At 60.5% G+C, this 14,990-nt stretch carries 15 protein-coding genes; 5 read left to right on the forward strand and 10 right to left on the reverse strand.

The features are described 5' to 3' along the window. The first annotated feature begins 262 nt into the window (after positions 1-262). Positions 263-1,216 (forward strand): alpha/beta hydrolase, encoded by a 954-nt coding sequence (locus tag HNR03_RS00095; RefSeq protein WP_259149978.1) that lies wholly within the window; start codon positions 263-265, stop codon positions 1,214-1,216. Here the strand turns inward: HNR03_RS00095 and HNR03_RS00100 are convergent. Both HNR03_RS00100 and HNR03_RS00105 read right to left on the reverse strand, forming a co-directional pair. Then, positions 1,188-3,002, reverse strand: coding sequence for an ABC transporter ATP-binding protein (locus HNR03_RS00100; RefSeq protein ID WP_259149979.1), 1,815 nt, complete (start codon positions 3,000-3,002; stop codon positions 1,188-1,190). The genes HNR03_RS00095 and HNR03_RS00100 overlap by 29 nt on opposite strands. Before the next feature lie 459 nt (positions 3,003-3,461). Beyond that, positions 3,462-4,481: an AraC family transcriptional regulator gene (locus tag HNR03_RS00105; RefSeq protein ID WP_259149980.1), complete on the reverse strand. Its 1,020-nt coding sequence runs from the start codon at positions 4,479-4,481 to the stop codon at positions 3,462-3,464. Between the two features lie 166 nt (positions 4,482-4,647). Between HNR03_RS00105 and HNR03_RS00110 the strand changes: the two genes are divergently transcribed. From HNR03_RS00110 to HNR03_RS00125, 4 genes are all read left to right on the forward strand, one after another. After that, positions 4,648-5,499, forward strand: coding sequence for a 3-hydroxybutyryl-CoA dehydrogenase (locus HNR03_RS00110; protein ID WP_259149981.1), 852 nt, complete (start codon positions 4,648-4,650; stop codon positions 5,497-5,499). Then, positions 5,486-6,091 (forward strand): TetR/AcrR family transcriptional regulator, encoded by a 606-nt coding sequence (locus tag HNR03_RS00115; RefSeq protein WP_259149983.1) that lies wholly within the window; start codon positions 5,486-5,488, stop codon positions 6,089-6,091. Before HNR03_RS00110 ends, HNR03_RS00115 begins: the two co-directional genes overlap by 14 nt. A 143-nt stretch (positions 6,092-6,234) precedes the next feature. Further along, positions 6,235-6,648 carry a VOC family protein gene (locus HNR03_RS00120; RefSeq protein WP_259149984.1) on the forward strand — a complete coding sequence of 138 codons (414 nt, stop codon included), beginning with the start codon at positions 6,235-6,237 and terminating at the stop codon, positions 6,646-6,648. 121 nt (positions 6,649-6,769) lie between these two features. Further along, positions 6,770-7,198 (forward strand): hypothetical protein, encoded by a 429-nt coding sequence (locus HNR03_RS00125; protein WP_259149985.1) that lies wholly within the window; start codon positions 6,770-6,772, stop codon positions 7,196-7,198. Positions 7,199-7,207: 9 nt separating this feature from the next. On the opposite strand, the gene HNR03_RS00130 is transcribed toward HNR03_RS00125, so the two are convergent. The 8 genes from HNR03_RS00130 to HNR03_RS00165 all read right to left on the reverse strand — a co-directional run bounded on the left by HNR03_RS00130 (position 7,208) and on the right by HNR03_RS00165 (position 14,985). Next, positions 7,208-8,434 carry an RtcB family protein gene (locus HNR03_RS00130; RefSeq protein WP_259149986.1) on the reverse strand — a complete coding sequence of 409 codons (1,227 nt, stop codon included), beginning with the start codon at positions 8,432-8,434 and terminating at the stop codon, positions 7,208-7,210. A 182-nt stretch (positions 8,435-8,616) separates the two neighbouring features. After that, a complete protein-coding gene (locus HNR03_RS00135) occupies positions 8,617-9,636 on the reverse strand; it encodes an ABC transporter substrate-binding protein (RefSeq protein ID WP_259149987.1) in 1,020 nt (339 codons plus the stop codon). Positions 9,637-9,713: 77 nt separating this feature from the next. After that, positions 9,714-9,929 (reverse strand): molybdopterin-binding protein, encoded by a 216-nt coding sequence (locus tag HNR03_RS00140; protein WP_027921432.1) that lies wholly within the window; start codon positions 9,927-9,929, stop codon positions 9,714-9,716. 127 nt (positions 9,930-10,056) lie between these two features. Then, on the reverse strand, positions 10,057-10,821 hold the full coding sequence (locus HNR03_RS00145) for an ABC transporter ATP-binding protein (RefSeq protein WP_259149990.1): 765 nt from the start codon (positions 10,819-10,821) through the stop codon (positions 10,057-10,059). 6 nt (positions 10,822-10,827) lie between these two features. Then, positions 10,828-12,159, reverse strand: a complete 1,332-nt coding sequence (locus HNR03_RS00150; protein ID WP_259149991.1) for an ABC transporter substrate-binding protein — start codon at positions 12,157-12,159, stop codon at positions 10,828-10,830. 52 nt (positions 12,160-12,211) lie between these two features. Next, positions 12,212-13,279 carry a branched-chain amino acid ABC transporter permease gene (locus HNR03_RS00155; protein WP_259149992.1) on the reverse strand — a complete coding sequence of 356 codons (1,068 nt, stop codon included), beginning with the start codon at positions 13,277-13,279 and terminating at the stop codon, positions 12,212-12,214. Positions 13,280-13,300: 21 nt separating this feature from the next. Continuing rightward, positions 13,301-14,182: a branched-chain amino acid ABC transporter permease gene (locus HNR03_RS00160; RefSeq protein ID WP_222585851.1), complete on the reverse strand. Its 882-nt coding sequence runs from the start codon at positions 14,180-14,182 to the stop codon at positions 13,301-13,303. A gap of 2 nt (positions 14,183-14,184) precedes the next feature. Continuing rightward, complete coding sequence (locus HNR03_RS00165) at positions 14,185-14,985, reverse strand: ABC transporter ATP-binding protein (RefSeq protein ID WP_259149993.1); 801 nt, start codon at positions 14,983-14,985, stop codon at positions 14,185-14,187. Positions 14,986-14,990 lie beyond the last annotated feature (5 nt).

Raw genomic sequence — 14,990 nt, forward strand, 5'->3', positions numbered from 1 at the left:
GAAATGGCCTCATCGCGAGCAAGCTCGCTCCCACAGGGGATCGCATTCCAATGTGGCGAGCAGGTTTGCCCGCGATAGCGTCAGTTCGACCCGCAAAGCTCCCACGTTGAAATGCGATCCCCTGTGGGAGTGAGCCTGCTCGCGATGGGGCCCGATTAGTCACCGCCCAATCCGGCCATTCACACGACTGTCGAATTTATCCCCACGCCCCGCCACGCATCTGTTAAAACCCGAGCTTTGATTCCCGTCCCCGGACCACTGCATGTTTTCGAACCTGATGAGCCGCATGAGCCGACGTTGGCTGCCAATCCTGTGCATGGCCGCGCTGATCCTCGGCTTGCCCGTGAGTTGCGGCGTGCTCAAGTACAAGGAGCGTGAGCTGCTGTTTCGTATCGAGCCGGGCATCGCTGGCTGGTATCACGGTTTGCCGCAGGACGTTCAGGAGTTCGACATCAAGCCTGCCAGCTTCAAGGCCGGGCAAAACCTGCATGCCTGGTGGTGGCCGGCCGCCCGGCGCGATGCGCCGTCGATCCTGTATTTGCATGGCGTGCGCTGGAACCTGACCGGTCAGGCGTTCCGCATCGAGCAGTTGCGGGCGATGGGTTATTCGGTGCTGGCCATCGATTACCGCGGCTTTGGTCAAAGCAAGGGGGACCTGCCGTCGGAAGCCAGTGTCTACGAGGACGCCCGCGTCGCCTGGGAGCGCTTCAAGGCGATGCAACCGGACGCCAACAAGCGCCTGATCTATGGCCATTCCCTGGGCGGTGCGGTGGCGATCGACCTCGCGGCCGAGCTGGCGGCGCAAGCGAAAAAAGACCACAGCGCGATACCGGTGCGCGGGCTGGTGATCGAGTCCACCTTCACCACACTCGGCGATGCCGTGGCCGCAGTGGCCGAAAACAATTTGCCCGTGACTTGGTTGCCGGTGCGCTGGCTGCTGTCACAGAAATTCGATTCCATCGACAAGATCGTCGACATCGATATGCCGCTGCTGGTGGTCCATGGCCAGGCCGACACGTTCATGCCCTCGCGGTTCAGCCAGCAACTGTTCAATGCCGCCAGCGAGCCCAAGCGTTTGTTGTTGGTGCCCGGTGGTACGCACAACAACAGCATGAGCCTGGGTGGAAGCCAGTATCGCCAGGCAATCGACAGTTTGATGAAGGCAAAACCGCAGCGAGTCGCCGGGCCTAGCGGTAACCCCGGGCTTGCAGGTTGAACAACTGCGCATAACGCCCGCCTGCCGCGACCAGGCTTTCGTGCTCACCGCGTTCAAGAATCGTCCCCTGATCAAGCACAATGATGTGGTCCGCGTTGCGCACGCTGGAAAACCGGTGGGAAATCAGCAGCGTCATGCGACCTTCCGTGTGTTCGCTGAAATGCTCGAACACCGCCGCTTCCGCCGCCGGGTCGAGGGCCGAAGTCGGCTCATCCAGAATCAGGATGTCAGCGTTGCGGCGCATGTAGGCGCGGGACAAGGCGATCTTCTGCCACTGCCCGCCCGACAGCTCCTGCCCACCGGCAAACCAACGGCCCAACTGCGTGGCGTAGCCTCGATCCAGGCCTTCGATGAACGGCGCGGCCATGCCTTCGGCGGCGGCTTCTTTCCAGCGTTGTTCATCGTTGAACGCCAGCGTATCGCCGACGCCGATGTTCTCGCCGACGGAAAACTGGTAGCGGATGTAATCCTGAAAAATCACCCCGATGCGCCGGCGTAAAGCGTCCTCCTCCCAGGCCTGCAAATCGCTGCCGTCGAGCAAGATCCGGCCCTGATCGGGGCGGTACAGGCGGGTCAGCAACTTGATCATCGTGGTCTTGCCCGAGCCGTTCTCCCCGACCAGCGCCATGCTGCGACCCGGCACCAGGTGCAAGTCGATGCCTTCAAGGGCGGCGCGACTGGCCCCCGGATAACGGAAACCGACGTTCTCGAAACGCAAACCATCGCCGGGCACCGCACCAACGGTCAGATGCCCGGCGTCGGCGACCACCGGTTCGGCGAGGTATTCATAAAGGCTGGACAGGTACAGGCCATCTTCGTAGAGACCACTGATGGCGCTCAAACTGCTGCTCACTGCGCTCTGACCTTGCTTGAACAGCACCAGGTACATGGTCATCTGCCCGAGGCTGATATTGCCGTGGACGGTATCGACCACCACCCAGGCATAGGCCAGGTAAAAGGCAGCGGTGCCGAGCAGGCCAAGGACGAATCCCCAGCCATCGCGGCGCAAGGTCAGGCGCCGGTCTTCGGCATACAGACGGGCAAACGTCTCGCGATATCGCTTCAACAACAGCGGCGCGAAGCCGAACAGTTTGACCTCTTTGATGTAGCCCTCATGGGAGAGCAGCGTCTCGATGTAATTCTGCTGCCGGCTCTCCGGCGCACGGCGCGTGAACAGCCGAAAAGCGTCCCCGGAAAAATGCGCTTCGGCGAAAAACACCGGCAACGCGCCGACCACCAGCAACACCAGCGCCCACGGCGAAAAATGCACCAGCAACACGCCGAAGCTGATCAGCACGATCAGGTTCTGGATCAGCCCCAACGACTTCATCACCAACGCCAGGGGCCGGGTCGACGCTTCGCGACGTACCCGCACCAACTTGTCGTAAAACTCGGAATTCTCGAACTGCACCAACGATAACGTCTGGGCTTTCTCCAGAATCATCGTGTTGACCTTCTGCCCCAACTGCACCCGCAACAACGATTGCTGCACCGACAGCGCCCGCTGCGCCCCGGACAACAACGCCAGCACTCCCGCCTCAAACAACACATAACGCACCACCGGCCACAACGGCGCACTGCCCTGCTGCGCGTGCAATTGCATGGCGGTCACGACGGCATCGACGATGCGCTGGCCGAGCCACGCGGCCAGCGCCGGCAGGACACCGGCGATCAGGGTGGCCAGGACCAGACCGAGGAACAACCCGCGAGAAGTGCCCCAGACCAGCAGCAAGGCGCGCCGGGCCTGGTCGAGTAGTGAGGTGAAACGAGAGAGTGCCGCAGGCATGGATCGATGAACTCGGCAGAGGAAGGCCGCTGAATGCGACAGTGTCGACATGGTACTTCAGCTGGAAATTGTGCAGGTGGGAAACAACTCTGGCGTTTGTTCGCTTGACCCATGGAGTTCCGGCCTGGCTCAGGAGCACGTGTTCCCCTGTAGGAGCTGTCGAGTGAAACGAGGCTGCGATCTTTTGATCTTGATCTGCTGCCCATTTCCCAGAGGCAGAACACAAGCATTGCATCGGTGGGGCAAAGCTACAGCAAGATCAAAAGATCGCAGCCTCGTTTCACTCGACAGCTCCTACAAGGAAACAGGTGTGCTTGAGCTCAATTTGGAATTCCTTACGGCAGCTGGTGACCAAAAAAAATGGTTCGATTTTTGGGGATCGCAGCTGCGCCTTCGTATGAGGCATGAACAGTGAACCGCCGCGTAAATAGTGCGCGGCGGTAAATCACCTCAAATGAGTCAACCTGCCACTCCCCCCTGAAACCGCGCCCGATACCGCCCCGGACTCTCCCCCGTCCACTTCTTGAACGCCCGATGGAACGCACTCGGCTCCTGAAAACCCAGCCGTTCAGCAATGTCACTGATACTCGCCCCGCTCTCGCGCAGTTGCTCAAACGCCACCCCGCGCCGTACTTCATCCTTGATCTCCTGATACGAACAGCCTTCGCGCTCCAGTTTGCGGCGGAAGGTACTCGGGCTCAGGTGTTGTTCCAGGGCGAAGGCCTGCAAGGTCGGCCAATCGCTGTAATGGCTGTTGCGCAGGCGCTGATGGACTTGTGACGCAAGGCCGTGCTGGTTGCGGAAACGGATCACCAGCCATTGCGGCGCCGTGCGCAGGAACACTTTCAGCGAGGCCAGGTCCTGGACCACCGGCAGGCGCAGGTAGTGGCTGGCGAATTCGATTTCGGTGCGCTCGGCGCCGAAGGTCAGGTTGGGGCCCCAGAGCAATCGGTCATCGCTGAGGGACACACGCTCGTGGCGAAAATCGGCACGGTCGATGGGAATACGCCGTCCGCCAAGCCAGCACAGCAGGCTGATCATCAACACCAGGAAGGTTTCTTCGCCAAAACGGCTGACATCGTCGCTCTGCGCATGGCTTTCCAGGCTGATGATGGCGCGCTTGCCGCGCACGGACAGGGTGCCGCGAAAGTCGCGCAGGAACAGCGCGAAGTTGGCCAGGCATTGGCGCATGGCTTTGTGCAGGTCGGGTTCCTGGATCAAGGCGCGGCAGATCAGCGCGAAGCTGCCGGGCGGCATGCCGTGGGAGTCGAGGCGGAAGAATTCGTCGTTCAGGTCGCGGATCTGAATCAGCCACAGCGCAGCGAACGCGCTCGCCGGCACTCGCGCAGTCGGCTGCTCGATCAACGCCGGGTCGATGCCAGCCTCTTCCAGCGCAGCTCGCGAGCGCTGTGGATTGTCCCCTTGCCCATGGATCATCGCCTGCACGAAGTAGGCCGCCACCGAGTCCTTTTCCCGCATTTGAACGCTTCTCTCCCCATCGCCCGAATGGCAAAAAACACCAGTACCGTTGAACAGTTGCGGCATAGGACAACTGCCCCGCCGGTTCTAGACTCGCGGCCAATAGTACGCCTTCGGCCACCCAGTCGGCCAAGGTATCGCGGGGTTTGACCGGAAGGACGCAAAGATGAATCTGCAAAACATTGGTGTGATCGGTGCGGGCACCATGGGCAACGGCATTGCGCAAGTCTGCGCCCTCGCCGGCTTCAACGTGACCTTGATCGACATCTCCGACAGCGCCTTGCAAAAGGCCCTGGCGACTGTCGGCAAAAACCTCGACCGGCAGATCGCCAAGGAAACCCTGAGCGAAGCGCAAAAGCTCGACGCCCTCGCCAGGATCCGCACCAGCACCGACTACAGCAGCCTGCAGAACGCGCAGATGGTGATTGAAGCCGCCACCGAGAACCTTGATCTGAAGCTGCGCGTGCTGCAACAGATCGCCGCGCAGGTCAGCACCGAGTGCGTGATCGCCTCCAATACCTCGTCGCTGTCGATCACGCAACTGGCCGCCAGCGTCAGCCAGCCTGAGCGCTTTATCGGCCTGCACTTCTTCAACCCGGTGCCGGTGATGGGCCTGATCGAAGTGATCCGTGGCCTGCAAACCAGCGATGCGACCCACGCGCTAGCGCTGGACATGGCCACCACCCTCGGCAAGACCGCGATCACCGCCGGCAACCGCCCGGGCTTTGTGGTCAACCGGATTTTGGTGCCGATGATCAACGAAGCGATTCTGGTGTTTCAGGAAGGTTTGGCCAGCGCCGAAGACATCGACGCCGGCATGCGCCTGGGTTGCAACCAGCCGATCGGCCCCCTGGCATTGGCGGACCTGATCGGCCTGGACACGGTGCTGGCGATTCTCGAAGCCTTCTACGACGGCTTCAACGACAGCAAATACCGCCCGGCCCCGCTGCTCAAGGAAATGGTCGCCGCCGGCTATCTGGGGCGCAAGACAGGACGTGGCTTCCATGCCTATGCATGAGCGTTGCTCACGCTTCGCCGAGTACCGGGACAAGGTGCTGGAGTTGTTCGCCAGCAAGGGTTTCGGTCAGGTCGGCATGCGTGAGCTGGCCACCTGCCTGGGGCTGTCCCCAGGCTCGTTGTATCACCATTACCCGAGCAAACAGCACTTGCTGCTCGACCTGATCGAAGAGTTCTATGAAGAACTGTTGTCGACCCTTGGGCGCATCGATCAAAAGGCCTCGGCCAAACGCGAAAAACTGCCCAACCTGATCCGCGCGCATTTGAACCTGCACCGGGAAATGCCTTGGCATTTTCGTCTGGCGGAACGTGACAGCGGCTGCCTCAACGAAGAACAGCAGGCGCGTGTGCGGCTGTTGCGCGAGCAATACGAGCGCACGTTACTGAAGATGCTCGGCGTCCCATCGCGTCTCGGCGAACAGGGCTTGATGGCCACCGGGCACGCTATCGCCAACCTGCTCAACAGCGCGCCCGGCTGGCTGGCGCAGCATCCGCTGGAGGACGCGCAGCGTGATGAGCTGCTGGAAAACCTGGTGAGTGGCGCCGTTGAGCGCTTGCTGCGGCCATCCTGCGCCCCGCGCGCGGTGGCCTGAGTTTTCAGGCAATAAGCGATTCCCCTTCAATAGAAAAAACGTCTAAACAAACTCGGCAAAATCCCGTCTCTAAGGCTTTGCTACTTGGAGTCAATTGATAGGCCAGAGGGCGCTTCCAGGTGCCTCGGTCAACGGGAGTAAACATGAAAATCAATCCCTACCTCATCTTCAACGGCGACTGCAAAGCCGCCTTCACTTTCTATGAGCAAGCCCTGCTAGGCCGGATCGAAATGATGATGACCTTCGGCGAAAGCCCGGCTCGCGAGCAGTTTCCTGCCGACCTGCATAATCTGATCATTCATACCCGCCTGGCGGTGGGTGATCAGGCGATTATGGGGTCGGACACCACCCCGGATCGTCCGACGGATGATATGAGCGGCTGTTCGGTTTCGTTGAATGTAGACAGTGTTGCCGAAGCCGAGCGTGTCTTTGGCGCGTTGGCGGAGGATGGCAAGGTGCAGATGCCGCTGGACAAGACCTTCTGGGCTGAGCGCTTCGGGATGCTGGTGGACCGGTTCGGTGTGTCGTGGATGGTGAATTGTGAAAAGGATCAGTGACGTTTCAAGACATTGAAAAAGCCCAACCTGAAAGGGTTGGGCTTTCTGGAAACTCCCGGACCGTCTGCTACCGTCAACAAGGCAGCCCGCGTAGCAGCGGACACTTCGGAGGAGTTTCACCATGCCTGCACATGACGCCCCTTGGTCCACCCGTCTCAAACTGTCCATGTTGGCGGGCGGACTCACCGCCGCCTTGCTCGCACTGAGTGGTTGCGCCACTGTCGATGCGCAGACCACTGCGTATGTGGGCGTCGAGCATCCTGCGCCGACGCTGCCCAGCGAGGTCGTCGTGTTGCGCACCGAGCCGATGCGCCCGCACATTCGTTTGGGTGAAGTGCTGATCGATGCGAGTGTCGACCCTGCCCCGCCAATTACCAAGGTCGAAGAAAAACTGCGGGATGAGGCGGCCAAGCTCGGAGGCGATGCCGTGGTGGTGGTCTATGACCATATTCAGCCGGTGGGTGCCTATGTCAGCGGGCCGCTGTGGGCGCGCGATGTCGAAACCATTGAGGGGCGCAAGCTCAAGGGGATCGTGATCAAGTACCGCTAATGACTGCGTTCAGCCCTTCACGCACACCACTTGCCGCAGGGTGTGCAGCACTTCCACCAGTTCGCGCTGGGCGTGCATGACGTGGTCGATGTCTTTGTAGGCCATCGGTATTTCATCGATGACGGCGGCGTCCTTGCGGCATTCGACGTGGGCAGTGGCGCGGATCTGGTCCTGGACGGTGAACAGGCTTTTCGCTTTGGTGCGGCTCATGACGCGGCCGGCACCGTGGCTGCAGGAGCAAAACGACTCTTCATTGCCGAGGCCGCGGACGATGAAGCTTTTGGCGCCCATTGATCCCGGGATGATCCCCAGCTCGCCCTTTTGCGCTGACACCGCGCCCTTGCGGGTAACAAGAATATCCTGGCCGAAGTGCCGCTCTTTCTGCACGTAGTTGTGGTGGCAGTTCACCGCTTCCAGGGCAACGTCGAAGGGTTTGCTGATCACCTTGCGTGTTGCCTGAATCACCGCCTGCATCATCAATGCGCGGTTTTGCTTGGCGAAGTCCTGAGCCCAGTTCACGGCTTCGACGTAGTCGTCAAAATGCCGGCTGCCTTCCTTGAAATAGGCCAGGTCGCGGTCCGGCAGGTTGGCGATGTGCTGACGCATGTCGGCCTGGGCCAGTTGAATGAACAGGTTGCCGATGGCGTTGCCGACCCCGCGCGAGCCGCTGTGCAGCATGAACCAGACCCGGTTGGTTTCGTCCAGGCACACTTCGATGAAGTGGTTGCCGCTGCCCAGTGTCCCCAGGTGAACACGGTTGTTGGTGCTGGCGAGTTTCGGGTATTTGTCAGTGATCGCCTTGAACCGTGAATGCAACGCGCTCCAGGCGTGATCAGCCTGTTTGGGAACGCTGTCCCAGGCGCCTTTGTCGCGGATGCCACGGCCCATCGTGCGGCCATGGGGCACCGCTTTTTCGATGGCGCAGCGCAAGCCATGCAGGTTGTCCGGCAAATCGGCAGCCGTCAGCGATGTGCGCGCGGCGATCATGCCGCAGCCGATGTCGACCCCGACGGCGGCCGGAATGATCGCGCCCACCGTAGGGATGACACTGCCGATGGTCGAGCCCTTGCCCAGGTGGACGTCGGGCATCACCGCCAGGTGCTTGAAGATGAACGGCATCTTCGCGGTGTTGATCAACTGCTGCCGGGCTTCGTGTTCCACCGGGACGCCTTCGGTCCAGAGCTTGATCGGTTTGCCGTTGGCGACTTCCAGCAGTTGATAGGTCGGGGCTTGCATGATTCGCTACTGTCTATTGGCCGGTGGAGCCTGAACGGCCCCTTGAAGTCCTCATAGTAACGCAGCGAATCCACGCTGAAGATCCTCAATCAGCGCCTCGATAGGCATCGTCGGGGTGTCGACGGCCAGCAGATGCCAAGCGGTTTGCACAGGCTCAGAAGCAGCCGGGGGCTCTGACCGAGTTAGCTGCCGGCGCTGTCGTGGGCCTCTTCAAAGAAGTAGTCCTTCCAGCTGGCGGCCTTGTTTTTCAGTACGCCCAATTCCTGGAGTTTCTCGGCGTAGATAAACGTGCGCTCAGGCACGACGGTGAAGTCGATTTCCGGGTCGGCGACGATTTTCTCAACCAGTGGCAGCGCCAGTTTAGATTGCTCCACCCGGATATAAGTCTGGGCGGCGGCGGGCTTGTCGGCCTTGATGATTTTCTCGGCCTCGGCCAATGCCGCGTAGAACGCCTTGTAGGTTTTCGGGTTTTCGTCGTGGAATTTTTCAGTGGTGTACAGCACGTTGAACGTGGCCTGTCCGCCCAAGACGTCGTAGGAACTCAGCACCTTGTGCACGTTGGGACTTTGCAGTTCCTGGTACTGGAACGGCGGGCTGGAAAAATGCGCGTTGATTTCCGAGCCGCCGGCAATCAGCGCCGACGTTGCATCCGGGTGGGCCAGGCTGATCGAGATGTCATCAAACTTCTTGTACTGGTCCGCGCCAAACTGCTTGGCGGTTTCGATTTGCAAGGTGCGCGACTGGAAACCGACACCCGCTGCCGGTACGGCGATGCGATCCTTCTCCGTGAAGTCCTTGAGGCTCTTCACGTTCGGGTTGTTGGTCAGCAGGTAATTGGGCATCGATCCCAGCGAGGCGATCGCCTTGACGTTCTGCTTGCCCTTGGTCCGGTCCCAGATCGTCAGCATTGGCGGCACGCCTGCCGACACCACATCCAGCGCACCGGCCAACAGCGCTTCGTTCATCGCCGTGGCACCCGAGATGCTGTTCCAGTCGACCTTGATGTCGAGGCCCTGCTCCTTGCCATGCTTCTCGATGAGTTGCTGGTCGCGCACCACATCGAGGATCAGGTAACCGATGCCAAATTGCTGGGCGATGCTTATTTTGCCTTCGGCTTGAACAGCGGGGCTGAGTAACACGCTCACTGCTGCCACGGAGGCTGCCAACAGGGTCAATGCGCAGCGCTTGAAGGGAGTCGCCATGAAAACCTCAACGTAATGGGAAGTGTGCACCGACAAAAAAAGCGGCCGAGGCCGCTAATACCGATCAAACGGGTTATTCAGAGCTTGGCGATGGAGACCTCGGTGGATTTCACGAAGGCAATCACTTCGCTGCCCACTTTCAATTCCAGGTCGCGCACCGAGCGCGTGGTGATCACCGAGGTGACGATGCCGGAAGCGGTTTGCACATCGATTTCGGACACCACTTCGCCTTGCACAATTTCCTTGATGACACCCTTGAACTGGTTACGGACGTTGATCGCTTTGATAGTCATGTCGAGGCTTCCTGTCTGGTGTAGGGCACATCCGCATGGATGCGCAGGCCCTCAAAGTGCACCACACGGACAAACAACAAAAGGAATATATAATTATCTATTTATTACTAAATAGAATATGCATTCCCTACCCCACCGCCCCCAGATAATAATTCTGCAGCTGCTCACGACCGGCCAACTCGGCTGCCGAACCTTCATCCACCACGCGACCGTTCTCCAGCACAAAGGCGTACTGCGCATAATCCAAGGCGATGTTGATGTTCTGCTCGGCCACCAACAGGCTCAACCCTTGCTCACGGTTGAGCCGGGCGAGGATCTCGAAAATCTCCTCGACCACCTGGGGCGCCAACCCCATGGACGGCTCATCCAGCAGCAACAGGCTTGGCTCGGACATCAGCGCACGCCCAATGGCGATCATCTGCTGTTCGCCGCCGGAGGTGTAGCCGGCCAGACGCTTGCGCAGCAGGCGCAACCGGGGGAAATAACCGTAGATGCGCTCCAGACGCTGATTCAGCGCTTTGCGCGACGGTCGCCCGACGAACCCGCCAATCAGCAGGTTCTGCTCGACGCTCAGGTGGGTGAAGCAATGCCGCCCCTCAAGCACCTGGGCCAGCCCCGCCAGCACCAGGCTGGCGGGATCGGCATCGGTGATCGCATGCCCCTGATAGACAATCCGCCCCTTGGTGACTTCACCGCGTTCGGCCCGTACCAGACTGGAAATCGCCTTGAGCGTGGTGCTCTTGCCCGCGCCATTGGCACCCAGCAAAGCCACCATCTGCCCTTGGCCGACCTGCAACGTGACGCCGCGCAAGGCGAGAATCGATTGTTCGTAAAACACTTCGACCTGCTCCACGCTCAGCAACGGCGGGTCGGCCTGTAGGCTCTGGCTCATCGGACTTTATTGCTCCTGGCTGCAATTGCGCGCGGTGATGCCTTTTTCCTTGGCGTATTGCGCCGCAGAGGCTTCGATGATCGGCCGCAACAGGGCGCGGTCCGCCTGGACCCAATCGCTGATCAGGTTCCAGCGCTGGCCATCCCACTGTTGGAAGCGCACGGCGCCGCCGCCTTCATGGTCGGCGCAAGACAGTTTCAACGGCTGCACCAGCCCTTTGGCGCCCAACGCCGCCAACCGCGCATCGTCCAGGTTCAAGTGCTCGAAGCCCCAGCGAACCTGCTCACCGGTCAACGGTTTGTCGCCGTATTTTTCCTGAGCCAGGCGCACCGCTTCGACGTTGAGAATGCCGTTCACCACACCGAGGTTGTAGTACACGGTGCCGAAGCGCTTCGGATCGGCCAGGTTGCCTTTGCCTGCGTCTACCACGCTCTGCTTGATGCCCTGCAACACAGGGAAATCGGTGCCCGAAGGGTGTGTGGTGATGGAGATGAAGCCCTTCGCCGCAGCACCCGCCGGCACCACGTCTTCTTCCGAGTTGCTCCAGATATTGCCGATGATGTGATCCACCGGGTAACCGACCTTTTGCGCCGACTTCAGCGCCACCGGGTTCATCACCCCCCAACCGCGCAGAATCACCCAGTCAGGCTTGAGGCGACGGATGTTCAGCCATTGCGATTGCTGCTCGTTGCCCGGGTGTGGCACTTCCAGCAGCGTGAGTTCGAACCCGGCGTTTTTCGCCAGTGTCTCGAGCACGCCGTTGGTTTCCTTGCCATACGGCGAGCCGTGGTAAAGCACGGCGATTTTCTTGCCCTTGAGTTTGTCGGCCCCGCCTTCACGCTGACCGATGTAATTGATGATCGCCGAGACTTCCGAATAGGGGTTGAGCTGCAACGGGAACACGTACGGGAAAACACTGCCGTCGGTGGAGTCGGTGCGACCATGGTTGATGGTGATCAGCGGCAACTTGTCCGCCGTCGAACGATCGAGCGTCGCGTAGGCGATGCCCACCGACAGCGGGTTGGTGGCGGCCGCTGGCGCACCATTGAGCCCCCCTTTGAGGCGTTCATAACATTCGACGCCCTTCTCGACCACGTACTCGGTTTCGCACTCGCTCCACGTCAGCTTGACCCCGTTCACCCCGCCCTTCGAGTTGACGTATTGCAGGTAATCGATAAACCCACCGAAGAAGCCGGTGCCACCGGCGGCGTAAGGTCCGACCCGATAGCTCTGCAACGGAAAATACTGTTCGTTGGCAGCTTGAACGCCGGCACTGAGCCCGGCGGTGATAAAGGCCAGGCCCAGCGCCAGGCGACGCAGCGAAGTGCGGTGAGTCATGAAGGCAATTCCTCGTGAGGATCGATGATGGTTTTGTCAGGGATGAAAGAATTCAGTACCGCAGCGGCCAGACCCTGGCCCGTTGCCGAAAGCGCTGCCACAGCCGGGCCAGCCCCTCGGGTTCCTTGATCAGGAAGGCGATGATCAATGCGCCGAAGAGCATTTTCTGGATGTTTTCCAATTGCCCGGAGTCGATCAGCCCGGCAGGCAAAAACCCGCAGACGTTGGCCAATAGAATCGGAAACAGCACGATGAATGCAGCGCCCAGAAAGTTGCCGAGCACACTGCCCAGGCCGCCGATAATGATGATGAACAACACTTGGAACGAACGGCTGAGATCGAAGCCGTGAGGCTCCACCGTGCCCAGGTAAGCGAACGCCCACAGCGAGCCGGCGATGCCGAGATAAAAACCGCTGATGGCAAACGCCAGCAGCTTGGCCTTGAACAGGCGGATGCCAATGACTGCGGCGGCGGTGTCCATGTCGCGCACCGCCATCCAGTTGCGGCCCAACTCGCTGCGCACCAGGTTTTTGCCCAACCAGAACAGCACAACGACCACCGCCAGGGTCAACAGATAACGGCCACGGGGCGAGCTGAAATCCCATCCGGCGATCAACAGCGGCGGCGAGGTGATGACCCCGGAGGCGTTGTCGTTGGTAAACCAGCTGAATCGGGTGAGCACCCATTCCACGACGAATTGCGCGGCCAGGGTCGCCACCAACAGGTAAAAACCCTTGATCCGCAGACTCGGCAGACCGAACAGCACCGCCACCAGCGCGGCGATCACCCCACCCAGCGCAAAGCTCACCAGCAACGGCAGACCGGGCACGCGCAGTTGCAGGTTGTAGGCCGCAAATGCGCCCACCGCCATGAACGCCGCCGAACCCAGCGACAGTTGCCCGGCGTAGCCAGTCAGCAAGTTCAGACCCAACCCCGCCAGGGACAACACCAGCAGCGGCACCAGAATCGCGCTGAACCAGTAATCATTGCCGAGCAACGGCACCGCGATGAAGGCAAAACCCAGTAGCAGCCATAAACCCAGGCGGTCCTGGCGCAAGCGAAACGTACGCCGTTCAGCTGCGTAGCTGGTGCTCAGTTGACCCGCTTCTTGATAAAGCATGGAGGCATTCCTTGAAAAAAATCAGACCCGCTCGATCGCCCGTTCGCCGAACAAACCGGCAGGACGCACCAGCAAAAACAACAAGGCGAGGACGTAAGGCACCCAGTTTTCGATGCCGCTGCCGATGACCGGACCGAGATAGATCTCCGCGACTTTTTCCGCGGCGCCAATGATCAATCCACCGACAATTGCCCCACCGATCGAGGAGAAACCGCCGATGATCAGCACGGGCAACGCCTTGAGCACCACCAGCGACAACGAAAACTGCACCCCCAGCCGGGCGCCCCAGAGCAGCCCGGCCACCAGGCCGACAAAACCCGCCACCGCCCAGACCAGCGCCCAGATCCGTGGCAGGCGAATGCCCACGGCGAGGGATGCCAGCGGATCATCAGCCACCGCGCGCAAGGACAAACCGACCCGGGTTTTGTTGAACAGCAATGACAAGGCGATCACCAAAGTGGCGGCGGTGCCCGCGGCGAACAGGTCGAACTGCGAGAGCAACATGCCGCGTATTTCCAGCGGCTCATCGGCAATGCCTAATTCGAGGCCGTGGACCTGCGCGCCCCAGAGGAATTGCGCAAGACCTTCGATCATGTAAGACAGGCCCAGCGTGGCCATGAACAGGATGATCGGCGGGCGATTGACCAAGGGTCGAAGCACCGTTTTCTCGATCAGCAAGGCCAGCACCACCAGGCTTGCCAGCGTCACGACAAACGCCCAGAAGAAGGGAAAGCCGCGCTCGAGCAGACTGACAAAGGTCAGCGCGGCGAACAGCACCATTGCACCCTGGGCGAAATTGAAAACGCCGGAGGCCTTGTAGATCAGCACAAATCCAATGGCCACCAGGGAATACATGACCCCCGCCAGCAACCCGCCTATCAACACTTCAAAGAAAAATTCCATGCTCAGCTGGCCTCCGCACGGGAACGTCGCGTCCCCAGGTAAGCCGCGATCACCTCCGGGTTGGCGCGAACCTGTTCGGGGGTTCCATCGCCGATTTTGCGGCCGTAATCGAGCACCACCACGTGGTCGCACAACCCCATCACCACGCCGATATCGTGTTCGATCAGCACGACGGTGGTGCCGAACTCACGGTTGATGTCGCGGATGAACTGGGTCATCTCGGTCTTTTCTTCTGCGTTCATTCCGGCCATGGGCTCGTCCAGCAGCAACAACGTCGGCTCTGCCGCCAAGGCCCGGGCCAGTTCGACACGCTTTTGCAATCCATAAGGCAGCTTGCCCACCAGCACATGGCGCCAAGGATGGATGCGTAGAAATTCAATGATTGTTTCGGCGTGGCGGCGCTGCTCATCGTCCTCGCGAGGCGCGCGCCCCAGGCGCAGCATCTGCTCGACCCAACTGCTGCGGCGCTTGAGGTTGCGGCCGGTGAGCACGTTGTCGAGCACGCTCATGCCCTTGAACAGCGCGATGTTTTGAAACGTGCGGGCAATGCCGCGCTCGGCAGCCTGGTGCGGACGCATGCGTCGCCGCGTCTGCCCGGCGTAACTGACACTGCCGCTCTGGGCCTGGTAGACGCCATTGATGACATTCAGCAGCGAGCTTTTGCCGGCGCCGTTGGGGCCGATCAGCGCGCAGATTTCCCCGGTCTTTACGGCGAAGCTGATGGAAGTGATGGCCTTGACGCCCTTGAACGACAGGGAGATGTCATCGAGCCGCAGCAGGACGGATTCAGTGTTTGCGCTCATGGGGG

It is taken from the genome of Pseudomonas sp. JAI111 (genome assembly GCF_024809425.1).
Taxonomy (GTDB): Bacteria; Pseudomonadota; Gammaproteobacteria; order Pseudomonadales; family Pseudomonadaceae; genus Aquipseudomonas.